We start from the raw sequence: 15,949 nt of genomic DNA on the forward strand, positions 1-15,949 counted from the left end.
GGGCATGGCCCGGCGCTACCGGTAGGTGCCAACCTTGGTTGGCACGTCATTTACATCCACGGCGATGGTAGCGCCGGGCCATGCCCGGCGAAAAAAAGGGGAGACCGCCCCACTACGACCGGTCTCCCCCCACCACAACACGTTTCCGCCCCTACGGTCGAGCAAGCTCGACCGCTACACCTACACCGGGGTTCCCGCCACGACCTCGCGGCCGCGAGCGCGCTGGATCAGCCGCACCACCGCATTGCGCAGGTCATCAAGCACCGCGTAGATCGTCGGCAGGAACAGCAGGCTGACTACGGTAGAGAACGCCAGGCCACCGGCAATCGCACGCGCCATCGGCGAGTACTCCGGCCCGTTGCCGAACATCTGCGTATCGGTCAGCGAGATCGGCACCATCGCCAGGATCGCCGTGCCCATGGTCATCATGATCGGGCGCAGACGCTCGCGTGAGCCCTCCACCAGCGCCTGGGTACGGCCCATCCCGCCCCGGCGCAGATTGTTGATGTGCTCGATCATCACGATGCCGTTGTTCACCACCACGCCCATCAGCACTAGGATGCCGATGAAGGACATGATCCCGAACGAGGTGCCGGTGATCCAGAACAGCCAGAACACGCCGAAGATCGAGAACAGCACGCCGCTCATGATCGCCGCCGGGAACAGCAGCGATTCGAACACTGCGGCCATCACCACGTAGATCATCACCAGCGCGATCAGCAGGTTGAACACCATCTGCTGCATCGCCTCGTTGTCATCGCCGTAGTCGCCGCCATCGAAGGTGAAGCCGTAGCCGGCCGGGAAGTTCATCGGCTTGAGCACTGCTTCCATGGCCTTGCGGGCGTCCGGCGCGGTGATCTTCTCGGCCAGGTTGGCCTTGATGGTCAACGTGGTCTGGCGGTTGGTGCGGCCGATCTGGGTCGCCGAGGAACCCACGTCGACACTGACCAGGCTCAACAGCGGTACGCTGCGGCCATCGCCGGTGCGCACGCTGAATCCGGCCAGGTCTTCAGGGCTGCTCTGTTCGGCACCGGCGAAGCGCACCCATACCGGCACTTCGTTGTCACCACGACGGAACTCGCGCATCGGCGCACCACGCAGGGCCAGGCCAACGAAACTGGCAACCTGCTCGGCATTGAATCCGAACGCCGCTGCACGCTCGCGGTCGACGTGCACTTTCAGCTCGCCGCCCTTCTCGCCGTTGTCGATGCGCACATCGCGCAGCTCGGCGCGCTGCGCCAGCAGCGGCAGCACTTCCTGGCCGATCTCCTGCAGCATCGCGCTGGAGTCGCCGACCAGCTGCACCTGCACGCCCTGGTTGCCGCCACCGCCACCATCACCGCCCTGGTTGCCGACGAAGTAGTCGGTACGCGCGGATTTCGGCAGTCCTTTGCGCAGTTCTTCCTGCAGCGCCTTGATGTCCTTGGCGTACTTCTCGTCCAGGGTGACCACGGTCGAACTGCCTTCCTGTTCGCTGTACCAGGAATAGACCTGCTGCACGTGCAGGCGCTCGCGGTTCTGCTCGATCCAGCCTTCGACACGGGCCACTTCCTCGGACATCTGCCGGTAGGTGTAGGCGCCCTTCCACATGTAGCCGATGAAGATGTCCTTGCCACCATCGCCACCGAACATGTCGATCTTGGTCAGCTTCATCGGCACCAGGCTGACCAGCACCACCAGCAGGATGCCCAGCAGGCTCCAGCCGCGATGGCGCAGTGACCAGTCCAGCAGCTGCGCGTAGCGGCGCTGCAGGCGCGCGATCACGCCGGTCTGCGAGTGCACCAGCTTCGGCGTGGCCATGCGTGCGGACAGCATCGGGATCAGGCTGACCGCCACCAGCCACGAGGCCAGCAGCGAGACCGAGATGGTGATCGCGATCTGCGCCATGAAGATGCTGATGTTGTTGGTTTCACCAAACAGGTTGGGCACGAACACGATGCAGTGGCACAAGGTGCCGGCGCTGAGCGCGATGGCAACGTTGCGGGTGCCGATGATCGAGGCCAGGCGTGGCTGGTCCGGCAGCCGCTCACGTTCCTGGTAGATGCTCTCGACCACCACCACTGCATTGTCGACCAGCATGCCCACGGCCAGCAGCAGGCCCATCATGGTCAGGATGTTGAGCGTGACGCCGGCGAAATACATGAAGCCCAGGGTGATGGTGAAGCAGATCGGAATGGCCAGGGTCACCATCAACGTGGACGGCCAGTGGCGCAGGAAGAAGAACAGCACCGTCACCGACAGGATCAGGCCGACACCGCCGGCCTCGGCCAGCTCCAGCAGGGACGAGGTCACCGCCTTGCCCTGGTTGTCGATCACCTTGATCTGCACGTCGCGCATCGATGCCTGCGCGCGGATCGCTTCAACCTCGGCAAGCGCGCCGCGCGAGACGTCCACCAGGTTGGCGCTGCGTTCCTTGTAGATGTCCAGGCCGACGGCAGGATTGCCATCCAGGCGGCGGCCATAGCTCATCCGCGCCGGCTTCAGCCGCACATCGGCAATGTCACCCAGGCGCAGTCCCTTGGCATTGATCACCAGGTCACGCATTTCCTGCAGGTCGGTGATCTCGCCCACCGGCTGCACGCGCACGCGCTGGCCGTTGTCGTCGATCTGCCCGGCCGAGATCGAGAAATTCAGCGTGCGCAGGCGATCGCTCAGCTCGTTGATGCTCAGGCCGTGGGCGTTCAGACGGTTCGGATCGATCGCGATCTCCACCTCGTTCGGTGGCGCGCCGGTGATCTCGACCCGGGCCACGCCCGGAATCCGCTCGATACGCCGCTTGAATTCGCGGTCGAGCATGTCATAGGCGGTGGTCAGGTCGGTGGTACTGGCCAGGCGCACCTTCAGCACCGGCTGGTCGCTGCTGGACCACTTGAACACGTTGTAGCGCTGCACATCGTCAGGCAGGTCGCTGCGGATAGCGTCGATGCGCTCGCGCGCGTCCGAAGCGGCGATGGCGATATCACGATCCCAGTCGCTGAACTCGATGAAGATCGACGCAGCTTCGGAGGTCGCCGACGACCGCATGCGCTTGATGCCGGTCATCGTCGCCAACGACTCCTCCACCGGCCGGATGATGGTCCGCTCGACTTCTTCCGGGGTGGAGCCGGTATAGGGAATCTGCACGAACAGGAACGGTGCGGAGATGTCCGGCAGCGCTTCCAGTGGCAGCCGGAACGAGGCGATCAGGCCGACCACCACCAGCGACACGAAACACATGATGGTGGTGACCGGGCGGCGGATGGAGAACTCGGCAACGCTCATGCCGGTTCCTCCGCACCCGACGCACTGCCCTCGGCACCGTGCAGGCCCTCACCGGCATGCTTGCGACCGCGTTCGCGGTAGTAGGCATCGCCGCGGCGGTCCATCAGGTCGTACACCACCGGGATCACCAGCAGGGTCAACAGGGTCGACACCAGCAGGCCACCGATCACGGTGATAGCCATCGGTGCGCGCACTTCGGCGCCCTCGCCCATCGCCACCGCCAGCGGCAGGAAGCCGAACAGCGTGCACAGGGTGGTCATGATGATCGGCCGCAGGCGCGAACGCGCACCTTCCACCAGTGCCTCGTGCTTGGCAACGCCGGCCTCGCGCAGCTGGTTGACCTTGTCGATCAGGATGATCGCGTTCTTTGTGACCAGGCCGACCAGCAGGATCAGGCCGATGAACACCACCACCGAGATCGGCTTGCCGGTCAGCATCAGCGCCAGGATCGCGCCGACCAGCGCCAGCGGGATGGTGAACAGGATCACGAACGGATGCAGCAGCGATTCGAACTGCGAGGCCATCACCAGGTAGACCAGGAAGATCGCCAGGCCGAAGGCGAAGATCAGCGACTTCGCCGCCTGTGCCAGTTCCTCGCCCTGGCCGCCGATGTGCAGGCCCACGCCAGCGCCCAGCGGCTGTTCGGACACCATCTGCTGTACTTCGCGCATGGCCGCGCCCAGGTCGATATCGCGCAGATTGGCCGAGACCACGGCCACCCGGGTCTGGTCGGCACGATGGATCTCGCTGGGGCCGGTGGTGGCCACCACGTCGGCAACCGCATCCAGGGTGACCGGACGGGTGCTGCCGGGATTGACGATCAACCGGCGGATGCTCTCCACGCTGGCACGATCGGTTTCCTGCGCGCGCACCAGCACGTCGATCTTGCGGTCGCGGAAGCTGTAGCGGGTGGCGACATCGCCGCGCACCTTCTTCACCACCACATCGGCGATCTGCCGCGTGGTCAGGCCCAGTGCACCGGCTCGCTCCTGGTCGAAGCGGATCTGGATTTCCGGGAAGCCCTCTTCCACGGTGGATTTGACGTCCGCGTAGTGCGCATTGCCGCGCAGCAGCGCCGCCAGGCGCTGGCCTGCCACTTCCAGGGTCGCCATGTCCTGCCCACGCAGTTCGATTTCCAGCGGCGTGGAGAAGCTGAACAATGCCGGCCGCGCGAAGTCGACCTGCGCACCCGGGTGCTGGCCCATGGTGTCGCGCAGGCGCTCGGTGATCTCCGCTTCGGTCTGCGGGTTGCCGCCGCCTTCCATCACGATGGTCAGCTTGCCGATGTTCTCGCCACTCTCGGTCGGGCTGGCATCCAGGCGGGTACCGCTGCCGCTGACACCGTACAGCGATGCCACGCCTTCGCCCTTGCCATGCGCCAACTGCAGCTCACGCACCAGCGCATCGGTCTGCTTCAGCGGCGTGCCGGCCGGCAGCTTGACCGTCATTTCGAAACGGTCCTGCGCCAGCTGCGGGATCAGGTCGGCGCCGAGCATCGGCACCAGCGCCATCGTGCCGACAAACGCTAGCGCAGCCAGGCTCAGCACCTTGCCAGGGTGGGCCAACGCACCCGGCAGCAGCCGCAGGTAGCCACGTTCGGCACCGGCGTACGGCTTCATGGCGATGTCGCTGGCCTTGCGCATCACCGGGCCGACCACTGCAGCCACGCCACGGCAGAGGCGCACCACCAGCCATGCCAGCGCGTAGAAACTCCAGCGCATCGTCGCCATCACACCACGACGGCCGAGTGCTACCGGCTTCTGCCAGCGGCTCTGCGGTTGCCACGGCTCGGCTGCGGCTTCTTCCGGGAAGGCCAGCGGCGGCCGGCCCTTCAGCGAGCTCAGCATCGGGATCAGGGTCATCGACACCAGCAGCGAAATCGCGATGGCGATGGCCACGGTCAACGCCTGGTCACGGAACAGCTGGCCGGCGATGCCGTCGACGAACACCAGGGGCAGGAACACCGCGATGGTGGTCAGGGTCGAGGCGACCACGGCCATGCTCACTTCGCGGGTACCGGCGATCGCCGCCTGCAGGATGCCCAGGCCGCGTTCGCGCGCCTTGGCGATGCTCTCCAGCACCACGATGGAGTCATCCACCACCAGGCCGGTGGCCAGTGCCAGGCCGCCCAGCGACATCACGTTCAAGCTCAGGCCAAGCTGGCCCATGAAGAAGAACGTGGCGATGATCGAGACCGGCAACGACAGGCTGATCACGAACGTGCTCCAGCCGTCGCGCAGGAACAGGAAGATGATCAGGATCGCCAGCAGGCCACCGATCACCGCGTCCTTCTTGACGTCGGCGATGGCGTGCTCGATGAAGCGCGACTGGTCTTCGATCGTGGTCAGTTCGGCATCGGCCGGGAACGTTGCCTTGATCTGCTCCAGACGCTTGCGCAGCGCTTCGGCGGTGGCCACGGTATTGGCGTCGCCTTCCTTGTAGATCGCCAGTTCGACCGATTCCTTGCCGCCCAGGCGGATGACCGCTTCGCGTTCCTTGTAGCCCTGGCGCACGGTGGCCACATCCTTCAGGCGCACCGGCACGCCGTTGGCGACCACGCTGGAGGCGCCGCCTGAGGAAGCGCTCTGTGCAGCGGAAGCGGCGGCGACGGCTGCAGCCGAGCCCGTAGAGGCAGCGATGTTGAACATCTGCTGCAGCGCCGAGTCGGCCGCGCTGCCGTTGGCGGACTGGGTGGTGACCAGCAGGTTGCGGATTTCTTCCAGGTCGGCGAACTGGTTGACGGTGCGCACCAGGAAGCGCTGCGAGCCCTCCTCCAGGCGGCCGCCGGAAATGTTGATGTTCTCTTCCTTCAACCGCTTGATGACGGTGTCGATCGGCAGGTTGAGCTGGGCCAGTTTCTGCTGGTCGATGTCGACCTGGATCTCGTCTTCCAGGCCACCGCCAACCTTCACCGCCGCCACGCCGGTAACCGGCTCCAGCTTCTTCTTCAGGTCTTCGTCGGCATAGCGACGCAGGCCGGTCAGTTCGCGGATCGCTTCTTCGTCGGTCGCAGGCGCGGCCTTGGTCGACAGCACCAGGCGCATGATCGGCTCGGTGGACGGATTGAAGCGCAGCAGCACCGGCGCCTTGGCTTCCAGGGGCAGGTTCAGCGCTTCCATCTTGTCGCGCACTTCCAGGCTGGCCTGGTCCATGTTGGTGCCCCAGGCGAACTCGAGCACCACATCACTCTGGCCGGTACGCGAGACCGACTTCAGCTTGCGCAGGTTCTTGACCACGCCCACGGCTTCTTCGACCGGCTGGGTGATCAGGGTTTCCATTTCCGTCGGCGCCGCACCGGTGTACTCGGTGCGCACGGTCAGCGTCGGATAGCTCAGGTCGGGCAGCAGGTTGACCTTGAGATTGCCCAGTGCGATCAGGCCGAACAGCAACAGGGTGACCGTGCACATGGCGATGGTGACGCGGCGGCGGGTGGCGAACTCCACCAGGCCGCCACGCATGCCTGCGGCGGCGCCATCGCTCCCGGGCGAGGCACCGTGATCGTGGCCGGGCGCGGTCATTGCGTGCTCCCGGCCTTCTCTGCCGGCTTGGCCGAGGCGGTTACGGTCTTCGCCTTGGCCTTCGGATCGGCGATCACCTGCACCGCGGTGCCGTCGCGCAGGGCGACCTTGCCGGCGGTGACGATCTGGTCACCCGCCGCCAGTCCCTCACGGATTTCCACCCACGGTCCTTCGGCGTAGCCAAGCTTGACCGGCACCCGCGCGACCTTGCCCTCGCGCACGCGGAACACTGCCGGCTCACCATCGTCCAGCAGTGCCAGGCGCGGCACCACCAGTGCATCGGCACGCTGGTCGTAGTCGATGCGGATGCGGCCRAACATGCCCGGCTGCAGCGACTGCGCGGCACCGTCGAAAGCACTGACCACACGGAAGGTGCCGCTGCCCGAATCCACTACCGGTGCGATGCGGTCGACGACGCCAGTGAAGGTCTGGCCCGGCAGCGCATCGGCCGACAGCGTGACCGGCTGGCCCGCACGCAAGGTCGCCAGCTCGCGCTCGGGCACGTTGAGGGTGGCTTCCAGCCGCGAGTTGTCGACAATGCGGAAGATCGGCGTGTTGATCTGCACGAAGTTGCCGGTCTTGATCGATCGCGAGGCGATCACGCCGGAAATCGGTGCGACCACGGTGGTGTAGGACAGTTCCAGCGTGGCCAGGCGGTACTGCGCGCGCACGTTTTCCAGGTCGTAGCGCAGCTGGTCGACATCGGCAGCGCTGACCATCTGCTGGCCGACCAGCTTCTGTGCGCGCTGGTAGTTGTTCTCCAGCTTGCGCATCTGCGCCTCGCTCTGGGCAACGGCCAGGCGTGCGCGGTCCGGATCCAGCCGCACCAGAGGCTGCCCGGCGCTGACCCGCTGCCCTTCCTCGACCAGTACCGCCAGCGCAACGCCCGAGGTCTTGGCGACCACCTGCGATTCGGCGCGCGGCTCCAGTGCCGCCGTTCCGGTGTAGCTGGCGGCCACCGCGCGATGGCTGGCCACGGCCACTTCCACCGGCACCGCGTCGACCTTCTTCTCGTCCTTGGTCTCGGCCGCCTTGGCCTCGTTGTTGGGCCCAGCGGCGCAACCGCTCAGCAGCAGGGATGTGGAGAGCAGCAGCGCGGCAGCGCAGAGTCCGCTGCGGGGGCCGGGCAGGAAGGTTTGGTGCGACATCGTCAGATCCCTGGAGGATGCGTGGGCAGGTGTGGTAGCAAAGTAATGCACCACTTCACGGCAACACCATATCCCAAAGGTCATGGTGTCTTCACGCCGCCGGTCGGGCCGACCCCATTTCAGCTAGATGAAACCTGAGGCTATACTCGGGTCGTTCCGTACCCCACGCCGGAACGACCAGACCCGAATCCCCGGAAAAGACACCATGCGCCCGCAGCCGCTCGCCGCTTGTCTCGCTCTGGCCGTCCTCCTGCCCCTCGGGGCCGCCGCACAGCCCGCACCTGCTCCTGCAGCACCACCCGCCCCGGCACCGGCTCCGGCCCCTGTGCCGGCGGCTGCCACGCCCACCGGCAGTTTCGACAATGGCCGTGTGCTGGCCTACACCTGCCAGGGTTGCCACGGCATCACCGGTTACAAGAACGCCTACCCCAGTTACCGGGTACCGAAGATCGGTGGCCAGACCCAGCAGTACCTGACCCAGGCCCTGACCGAGTACCGCCAGGGCAAGCGCCGGCATCCGACGATGCAGGCGCAGTCGATGAGTTTCAGCGAACAGGAGATCGCCGATCTCGCTGTTTACCTGTCCACCGTCAAGTAAGGCCCGCCCATGTCGAAAGCCGCGCATCCACTGCGTCACGCCATCGCCCTGTCCGTCGCCCTGCTGCTGGCGGCCTGCTCGCAGTCACAGGTGGAGAACAGCGAGAAATCCGCCGGCGATCCCGGCCACGCCAGCGGCGAGCACGGATCGTCTTCCTCCGCGGGCCTGCCTGCCGGGCGTGAAGCCGCCGGCGAGGCCCGCGCCAAGGTCAAGAGCAAGGCCACCAGCCAGAGCTGCATCGATTGCCACGGTGCCGACGGCAATGCGCCGATCGATCCGACCTATCCGAAGCTGGGTGGTCAATACGGCGATTACCTGGCGCATGCGCTGCAGGCCTACCGTGCCGGTGATCGCCAGCATGCGCTGATGACACCGCAGGCGAAGGACCTGAGCGATCAGGACATCGCCGATCTGGCCGCGTATTTCGGCAGCCGGCCGAGCCAGCTGCGGGATCTGCACGGGGTCAAATGACCGCCGGCCCGCCCCGGTGGGTGCGGACCGTTGGCCGGTGGGTGCGCACCGTTGGTTGGTGGGTGCGGACCGTTGGTCCGCACGTATCCGGATATCCACGCATGGCGTGGATTTACTGAATCCGGCCGGCGATCAGCCTTCCAGCTCTTCCCAGCGTGCGTACGCGGCATCCAGTTCAGCCTGCACCTTGGCCAGCTGCTGGGTGTGCGCGGTCACTTCGGCGCTGCTGCGCGTGTAGAACGACGGATCGTTCATTGCCGAGGTAAGCCCTTCGACATCGCCTTCCAGCTTTTCGATGGTCTTCGGCAGCTGTTCCAGCTCACGCGCTTCCTTGTAGGCGAGCTTGCGCTTGGGCGCTGCCGGTTCCGCAGCAGCCGCCGGGGCAGCGACCACCGGCTTGGCGGCACCAACCACCGCAGGCGCAGCGGCCACGCTGGCCGCGTAACGCTGCCAGTCGCTGTAGCCGCCCACGTACTCGCCGATCACGCCATCGCCTTCCATCACCAGCGTGGAGGTCACCACGTTGTCGATGAAGTCACGATCATGGCTGACCAGCAGCAACGTGCCGTTGTATTCGCCCAGCAGCTCTTCCAGCAGCTCCAGGGTTTCCACGTCCAGATCGTTGGTCGGTTCGTCCATCACCAGCAGGTTGGACGGCTGCGCGAACAGCTTGGCCAGCAGCAGGCGGTTGCGCTCGCCACCGGACAGGCGGGTGATCGGCGCGCGCGCGCGCTCGGGGGTGAACATGAAGTCCTGAAGGTAGGCGTGCACGTGCTTGCGCTTGCCGTTGAACTCGAGGAAATCGCGGCCTTCGGCCACGTTCTCGATCGCGCTCCAGTCTTCGCGCAGCACTGCACGGTACTGGTCGAAGTACGCAACCTGCAGGTTGGTGCCGGCGTTGACCTCACCCTTCTGCGGCTGCAGTTCGCCCAGCAGCAGCTTCAACAGCGTGGTCTTGCCACTGCCGTTGGGGCCGATCAGGCCGATGCGGTCGCCACGCAGGATGGTGGTGGAGAAATCACGGACCATCGTGCGATCGCCGAACGCGAACGAAATGTCCTTGATGTCGATGACCTTCTTGCCCGAGCTTACGCCCTGGGCCGCTTCCATCTTGACGTTGCCGCTGAGGTCGCGGCGGGCGGATCGCTCGTTGCGCATCGCCTTCAAGCGGCGTACGCGGCCTTCGTCGCGGGTGCGGCGTGCCTTGATGCCCTGGCGGATCCACACTTCTTCCTGCGCCAGCAGCTTGTCGAACCGTGCGTTTTCCTGGGCCTGCGCGTTGAGGCGTTCTTCGCGACGGCGCTCGTAGTTGGCCCAGTCGCCCGGCCAGCTGGTGACCTGGCCGCGGTCGATCTCGACGATGCGGGTGGCCAGCGCACGCAGGAAGCGGCGGTCATGGGTGACGAACACCACGCTGCCGTTCCAGTTCTTGAGGAACATTTCGAGCCAGTCGATGGCTTCGATGTCGAGGTGGTTGGTCGGTTCGTCCAGCAGCAGCAGGTCGGGGCTGGAGACCAGCGCGCGGCCGAGCAGCACGCGGCGCTTCATGCCGCCGGACAGGCGCGCAAACTCCGCGTCGCCATCGAGGTCGAGCTTGGTCAGGGTCTCGCTGACGCGCTGGTCCAAGCCCCAGCCGTTGGCGGCATCGATCTTGGCCTGGACGTTGCCCAGCGCTTCGCCATCGAACACGTCGGCGTGGCTGAGGTGATGGAATTCGGCGAGCCATTGGCCCAGTTCGCCCAGGCCATCGGCGACGACGTCGAACACGCTGCCAGCGGCGCCGTGCGGCACCTCCTGCTCCAGGCGAGTCACGCGCACGCCCTGCTGCACGCGCACTTCACCGTCATCGGGCTTGTGGTCGCCGGACAGCAGCTTGAGCAGGGTCGATTTGCCGGCGCCGTTGCGGCCGATCAGGGCGATACGCTCGCCCGGCTCGATCGACAGTTCGGCTTTTTCCAGCAACAGCGGGCCGCCGACGCTGAAGTCGACGTTTTGCAGAGTAATCAAAGGCATCCGGCCATTGTAGCGGGTTGCGGGGCCTGGCCGGGCGGCGCCCGGCACCCGCAGAGGCAACGTCAACCGCCGAGGCAACAGCCAAAGCCGGCTTCCTGTGGGATGGCGGGGTGGGTCCGGTTGCGGGGGACGCTGCAAGTACGTCCATGTAAGCTCGGTCGCGCCATCCATGGCGCTCACGCCGTGCGGTGCAGGGCCGGCAATGGCGTTTCAAGGATGCGCAGGCGGCCGAGGGCCAAGGGTTCTTCCAGGGCGTGGCGCGAGAGGCAGGCCAGGCCGAGGCCGGCGATGGCGGCTTGCTTGATGGCTTCGGTATTGCCCAGCTGCAGGGTCTGGGCGAAGCCGCGCAGATGCGGCAGCAATGCCTGTTCGACAGCCTCGCGGGTGCCTGAGCCGGGTTCGCGCAACAGCCAGCGCGCTGCGCGCAGTTCATCCAGGGACCAGCGCGGGGGCGCATCCGCAGCCGCCACGATCACCAGCGGGTCCTGCTGCCAGGCGGTCACCTGCAGCCCGCGTTCGTGGCACGGGCCTTCGATCAGTCCTGCATCCACGTCCAGCCGTTGAACGGCCGCCACCACGCCTGCGCTGTTGTCGATGCGCAGATCGACCTCGGCCTGCGGTGCCTGCCGCAGCAGATCGGCGATACGCGGCGGCAGCAGGTAGTTGCCGATGGTGGTGCTGGCCGCCAACACCAGCCGCAGCGGCGCGCCTTGGGACGGGTCACCGCCCGCCGCCAATTGCCGCTCCAGATCGGCGGCATTGACCAACAGCGCGCGCGCCGGCTCCAGCAAGGCCCGGCCGTGGCCGTTCAACGCCAGGCGACGGCCGATGCGGTCGAACAGCGGCGTGCCGAAGTGCGCTTCCAGCTCCTGCAGGGCGGCGCTGCTGGCGGACTGGGAAAGCGCGATGGCCTGGCCTGCGGCGGTGGTGCTGCCCTGGTCAGCGATGGCAACGAAGACCTGCAGCTGGCGGAGCGTCAGGCGCATGGCCATTACCTGTGTTATGGGTAGTTTTCACCGATATTATTCGTTTTACGGGTCAATCGCATGGATGCAGGCTGTACGCCTCTCTCCCGCATCCCACCCGCCATGAACGCGCCTGCCCTGTCCCCCTGGTCCCTGCCCGCCCTGCGCCAGCGCTGGCAACTGCGCCTGCCCGGCCTGCTGCTGGTCGGCCTGGTGGCGGCGGCGTCGCTGTACCTGGCCGAGCTGCCCTGGCTGCAGGCGCATGGCCTGAGTGCGCTGACCGTCGCCATCGTCGCCGGCATCGTGGTCGGCAACACCTTGTACCCGCGACTGGCCCCCGCCAGCGCGGCGGGCGTGGGCTTCTCCAAGCATTGGCTGCTGCGTGCGGGCATCGTGCTGTACGGCCTGCGGCTGACCTTCCAGGACATCGGCCACGTCGGCGTCGCCGGCGTGCTGATGGACGTGCTGGTGGTGGCGAGCACCTTCGGCCTGGCGTGCTGGCTGGGTGTACGGGTGTTCAGGATGGAGCGCGAGGCCGCCATGCTGATCGGTGCCGGCAGCGCGATCTGCGGTGCGGCGGCGGTGATGGCCGCAGAGCCGGTGGTGCGCGGCCGTGCTGCGCAGGTGACGGTGGCGGTATCGACGGTGGTGGTGTTCGGCACGCTGGCCATGTTCCTGTACCCGGCGCTGTATGCGCTGGTGCAGTCGCACGGCTGGCTGGCGATGGACGCGCGGCAGTACGGCCTGTACACCGGCGCCACCGTGCATGAAGTGGCACAGGTGGTGGCTGCCGGACGTGCCGTGGGCGAGTCAGCCGCCGATACCGCGGTCATCACCAAGATGGTGCGGGTGATGCTGCTGGCACCGTTCCTGATCGTACTTTCCTTGTGGCTGGCCCGTGGTGGCAAGGCAGCGGCGGACGGTGGCAAGACCCGGATCGTGGTGCCGTGGTTCGCGTTCGGTTTCGTGGCGGTTGCCGGGCTCAACTCGCTGCATCTGCTGCCGGTGGGTGTGCAGGCCGGGCTGGTGCAGCTGGATACCGTGCTGCTGGCCATGGCGATGGCCGCGCTGGGCCTGACCACCCATGTGTCTGCGCTGCGCCAGGCCGGGTTGAAGCCGCTGCTGCTGGCATCGATCCTGTTCGCCTGGTTGCTGCTGGGTGGCCTGGCGATCCACCAGGGTGTGCTGGCGGTGCTGGGCTGAGGGCAACGTGGATCGTTAGACTTGAGGCATGCCAGTCTCCCCCGCCCTGCTGCAGATCCCGCTGCGCCTGCTGGATGATCGATATGGGCGGGGCAATGTCGATGAAGCCGAAGACACGCTGGTCGAGATCGTTCAAGCGGTGATGGGCGTGCAGGCGACCTGTTCGTTCGACGTCGACACGCGGCACGCCAACCCGTGGTTCCACCAGCTGCTGCTGGAGCCCCGGGTCGCTGGAAAACCGGCCACCCCGGAGCAGTTGCAGGCGATGGCTGCGCGGCTGGTGGTCATCGGGCTGGGTTGAGGGAACGTTCGGCCAAGGTGCCGACCAAGGTCGCCCGCTACCGGGCGCCCCCACAATCGTGAACGACGGCGGGACCGGGCGCGCGCGCAGGTACAATGCGCCATGACTGATTTCTCGACCCTGCCGCTGAGCCCGGCCCTGCAGCCCGGCCTGGATGCCCTCGGCTACACCACCCTCACGCCGATCCAGGCGCAGAGCCTGCCCGCCATCCTTGATGGCCGCGATGTGATCGCCCAGGCCCCGACCGGCAGCGGCAAGACCGCCGCCTTCGGTCTTGGCCTGCTGCAGTCCATCGACCCCAGCCTGATCCGCGTACAGGCGCTGGTGCTGTGCCCCACCCGCGAGCTGGCCGACCAGGTGGCCAAGCAGATCCGCAAGCTGGCCACCGGCATCCCCAACCTGAAGCTGTTGCTGCTGACCGGCGGCACGCCGCTGGGCCCGCAGCTGGCGTCGCTGGAAAGCCACGACCCGCACGTGGTGGTCGGCACGCCCGGCCGCGTGCAGGAACTGGCGCGCAAGCGCGCACTGAATCTGGGCGCCGTGCGCACCCTGGTGCTGGATGAAGCCGACCGCATGCTCGATATGGGCTTCGAGGAACCCATCCGTGAGATCGCCGGCCGTACCCACCGCGATCGCCAGAGCCTGCTGTTCTCGGCCACCTTCCCCGACACCATCCGCGCCATGGCCCGCGACCTGCTGCGCGATGCCGTGGAAGTGACCGTGGAAGGCGCCGACCAGGCCCCGGCCATCCGCCACCTGTTCTGCGAAGTCGAACCGGCACACCGGCAGAAGGCACTGGCCGGCCTGCTGCTGAAGTACACGCCCGAATCGGCCGTGGTGTTCTGCAACACCCGCAAGGACGTGGACGAAGTGGCCAACTCGCTGCAGCAGTTCGGCTTCTCCGCGCTCGCCCTGCATGGCGACATGGAACAGCGCGACCGCGAGGAAGTGCTGCTGCGCCTGGCCAACCGCAGCTGCAACGTGCTGGTTGCCAGCGACGTCGCCGCACGCGGGCTGGATGTGGAAGAACTGGCCGCGGTGATCAACTACGAGCTTCCGACCGACGTCGAGAGCTACCAGCACCGTGTCGGCCGTACCGGTCGTGCCGGCGCCAGTGGCTTGGCGATCAGCCTGGTGGCGGGCCGCGAAAAGAACCGCGCCGACGCCATCGAAGCACAGCGCGGCGAGCCGCTGGATTGGCAGAAGACGCCGCTGGCGACGTCGCGCCCGGCCGAGCTGCCGCAGGCGGCGATGCGCACCCTGCGCATCGATGGCGGCAAGACCGACAAGCTGCGCGCAGGCGACATCCTCGGCGCCCTCACCGGCGATGCCGGCCTGTCGGCCAAGTTCATCGGCAAGATCGCGATCTTCCCGACCCGTTCCTACGTGGCGATCGCCCGCGAGCAGGTCAACAAGGCGGTGGCGAAGCTGGAAGCGGGCAAGATCAAGGGCCGTCGTTTCCGCGTGCGGATGATGTAATTGAAGGAGCGCTGCCGATCACGGTTGGCAGCGAGGTGACCTGGTAGTGGCCAACCTTGGTTGGCCCATCCATGCGGTGCCAACCAAGGTTGGCAACTACCGGTTCGCCGCGATTCGCTCGGGCAGGTGCCACCTTGGTTGGCACCTGCGCAATCAGAACACCAGTTCGGTGTGCAGCGGCAGATCCGCTTCCCAGCGGCCACGGCCGCCCAGGCCGTCCAGTTCGACCAGCACGCCGGCGCCGACCACGTCCACGCCCAGGCGGCGCACCAGCGACAACGCAGCAACCAGCGTACCGCCGGTTGCCAGCACGTCGTCGATGATCGCTACGCGCGCACCTGCGGGCAGCGCGTCGGCATGCACTTCAATGCAGTCGCTGCGGTATTCCAGCGTGTATTCCTCGCGCAGCACCTTGCCCGGCAGCTTGCCCGGCTTGCGCACCGGAACGAAACCCACGCCCAGTTCCAGCGCCATGGCCGCACCGAGGATGAAGCCGCGCGATTCGATGCCGACCACCGCGTCCAGCTTCTGATCGCGCCAGCGATCGGCCATCGCCACGATCGCGCCACGGAAGTCCTCGCTGTGAGCGAGCAGCGGCATGATGTCCTTGAACAGGATGCCCGGCTTCGGGAAATCAGCGATGTCGCGCAGGCGTGAGGCCCAGGCGGGGACGGCCACGGTGGCGTCGGTCATTGCAGCTACCAGCTTGTATGGCGGCATAGGGTAACCGGTTCGCCCGTGCCCTGCCCGTTCCCGGCACCACTGCGCCGCTGCGTTCCACCGATGGCGCCGTGGGGCATCACGCCAAAATCGCACACGCGTGCGATAATCGCCCTAACCGGTCATTCACCCAGCCTGCGTCATAAGCAGGCCGACGCCTGCCCGCCGTCACTGCCCGCAGCCGCCCGGGATGCCGTTGGCCCCCGCCACGCCTGGCGCGCGCGGGGCTTTCCCCGCCTCCGCGCGGGTTTTTCGCAATGAGGTTCATGCAA

Annotated in this window: 10 protein-coding genes and 1 pseudogene; 5 read left to right on the forward strand and 6 right to left on the reverse strand. The window is 66.7% G+C overall.

Annotation, left to right across the window (positions count from 1 at the left end; all coding sequences use genetic code 11):
* Positions 1–180 precede the first annotated feature (180 nt).
* From AC1DCU_RS12905 to AC1DCU_RS12915, 3 genes are read right to left on the reverse strand one after another with little or no spacing between them, the layout of a single operon-like run.
* Entirely contained in the window at positions 181–3,261 is a 3,081-nt protein-coding gene (locus AC1DCU_RS12905) for an efflux RND transporter permease subunit (protein ID WP_032977574.1), read from the reverse strand.
* Complete coding sequence (locus AC1DCU_RS12910) at positions 3,258–6,779, reverse strand: efflux RND transporter permease subunit (RefSeq protein WP_478013637.1); 3,522 nt, start codon at positions 6,777–6,779, stop codon at positions 3,258–3,260. Before AC1DCU_RS12910 ends, AC1DCU_RS12905 begins: the two co-directional genes overlap by 4 nt.
* On the reverse strand, positions 6,776–7,927 hold the full coding sequence (locus AC1DCU_RS12915; protein WP_025875055.1) for an efflux RND transporter periplasmic adaptor subunit: 1,152 nt from the start codon (positions 7,925–7,927) through the stop codon (positions 6,776–6,778). Before AC1DCU_RS12915 ends, AC1DCU_RS12910 begins: the two co-directional genes overlap by 4 nt.
* Positions 7,928–8,132: 205 nt before the next feature.
* Between AC1DCU_RS12915 and AC1DCU_RS12920 the strand changes: the two genes are divergently transcribed.
* Positions 8,133–8,525, forward strand: coding sequence for a c-type cytochrome (locus tag AC1DCU_RS12920; protein WP_025875058.1), 393 nt, complete (start codon positions 8,133–8,135; stop codon positions 8,523–8,525).
* Between the two features lie 9 nt (positions 8,526–8,534).
* Positions 8,535–8,996 carry a c-type cytochrome gene (locus AC1DCU_RS12925; protein ID WP_032977578.1) on the forward strand — a complete coding sequence of 154 codons (462 nt, stop codon included), beginning with the start codon at positions 8,535–8,537 and terminating at the stop codon, positions 8,994–8,996.
* 132 nt (positions 8,997–9,128) lie between these two features.
* Here the strand turns inward: AC1DCU_RS12925 and AC1DCU_RS12930 are convergent, their stop codons facing one another.
* Positions 9,129–11,009 carry an ATP-binding cassette domain-containing protein gene (locus tag AC1DCU_RS12930; RefSeq protein WP_442252129.1) on the reverse strand — a complete coding sequence of 627 codons (1,881 nt, stop codon included), beginning with the start codon at positions 11,007–11,009 and terminating at the stop codon, positions 9,129–9,131.
* A 182-nt stretch (positions 11,010–11,191) separates the two neighbouring features.
* Positions 11,192–11,995: pseudogene (locus AC1DCU_RS12935) on the reverse strand (LysR substrate-binding domain-containing protein); the annotation flags it as partial.
* A gap of 102 nt (positions 11,996–12,097) precedes the next feature.
* Between AC1DCU_RS12935 and AC1DCU_RS12940 the strand changes: the two are divergent.
* The 3 genes from AC1DCU_RS12940 to dbpA all read left to right on the forward strand — a co-directional run bounded on the left by AC1DCU_RS12940 (position 12,098) and on the right by dbpA (position 14,957).
* Entirely contained in the window at positions 12,098–13,177 is a 1,080-nt protein-coding gene (locus tag AC1DCU_RS12940; RefSeq protein WP_478013636.1) for a YeiH family protein, read from the forward strand.
* Between the two features lie 28 nt (positions 13,178–13,205).
* Positions 13,206–13,478, forward strand: coding sequence for a hypothetical protein (locus tag AC1DCU_RS12945; RefSeq protein WP_025875070.1), 273 nt, complete (start codon positions 13,206–13,208; stop codon positions 13,476–13,478).
* Between the two features lie 102 nt (positions 13,479–13,580).
* On the forward strand, positions 13,581–14,957 hold the full coding sequence (dbpA, locus tag AC1DCU_RS12950) for an ATP-dependent RNA helicase DbpA (protein ID WP_025875072.1): 1,377 nt from the start codon (positions 13,581–13,583) through the stop codon (positions 14,955–14,957).
* 153 nt (positions 14,958–15,110) lie between these two features.
* On the opposite strand, the gene AC1DCU_RS12955 is transcribed toward dbpA, so the two are convergent.
* On the reverse strand, positions 15,111–15,650 hold the full coding sequence (locus AC1DCU_RS12955; protein ID WP_032951771.1) for an adenine phosphoribosyltransferase: 540 nt from the start codon (positions 15,648–15,650) through the stop codon (positions 15,111–15,113).
* Between the last annotated feature and the right edge of the window lie 299 nt (positions 15,651–15,949).

It is taken from the genome of Stenotrophomonas sp. 10L48, from assembly GCF_056395105.1.

Coding starts and splice junctions, on each gene's coding strand:
- AC1DCU_RS12905 (WP_032977574.1), bottom strand. CDS start 3,261: ATGAGCGTTGCCGAGTTCTCCATCCGCCGCCCGGTCACCACCATCATG.
- AC1DCU_RS12910 (WP_478013637.1), bottom strand. CDS start 6,779: ATGACCGCGCCCGGCCACGATCACGGTGCCTCGCCCGGGAGCGATGGC.
- AC1DCU_RS12920 (WP_025875058.1), top strand. CDS start 8,133: ATGCGCCCGCAGCCGCTCGCCGCTTGTCTCGCTCTGGCCGTCCTCCTG.
- AC1DCU_RS12925 (WP_032977578.1), top strand. CDS start 8,535: ATGTCGAAAGCCGCGCATCCACTGCGTCACGCCATCGCCCTGTCCGTC.
- AC1DCU_RS12930 (WP_442252129.1), bottom strand. CDS start 11,009: ATGCCTTTGATTACTCTGCAAAACGTCGACTTCAGCGTCGGCGGCCCG.
- AC1DCU_RS12940 (WP_478013636.1), top strand. CDS start 12,098: ATGAACGCGCCTGCCCTGTCCCCCTGGTCCCTGCCCGCCCTGCGCCAG.
- AC1DCU_RS12945 (WP_025875070.1), top strand. CDS start 13,206: ATGCCAGTCTCCCCCGCCCTGCTGCAGATCCCGCTGCGCCTGCTGGAT.
- dbpA (WP_025875072.1), top strand. CDS start 13,581: ATGACTGATTTCTCGACCCTGCCGCTGAGCCCGGCCCTGCAGCCCGGC.
- AC1DCU_RS12955 (WP_032951771.1), bottom strand. CDS start 15,650: ATGACCGACGCCACCGTGGCCGTCCCCGCCTGGGCCTCACGCCTGCGC.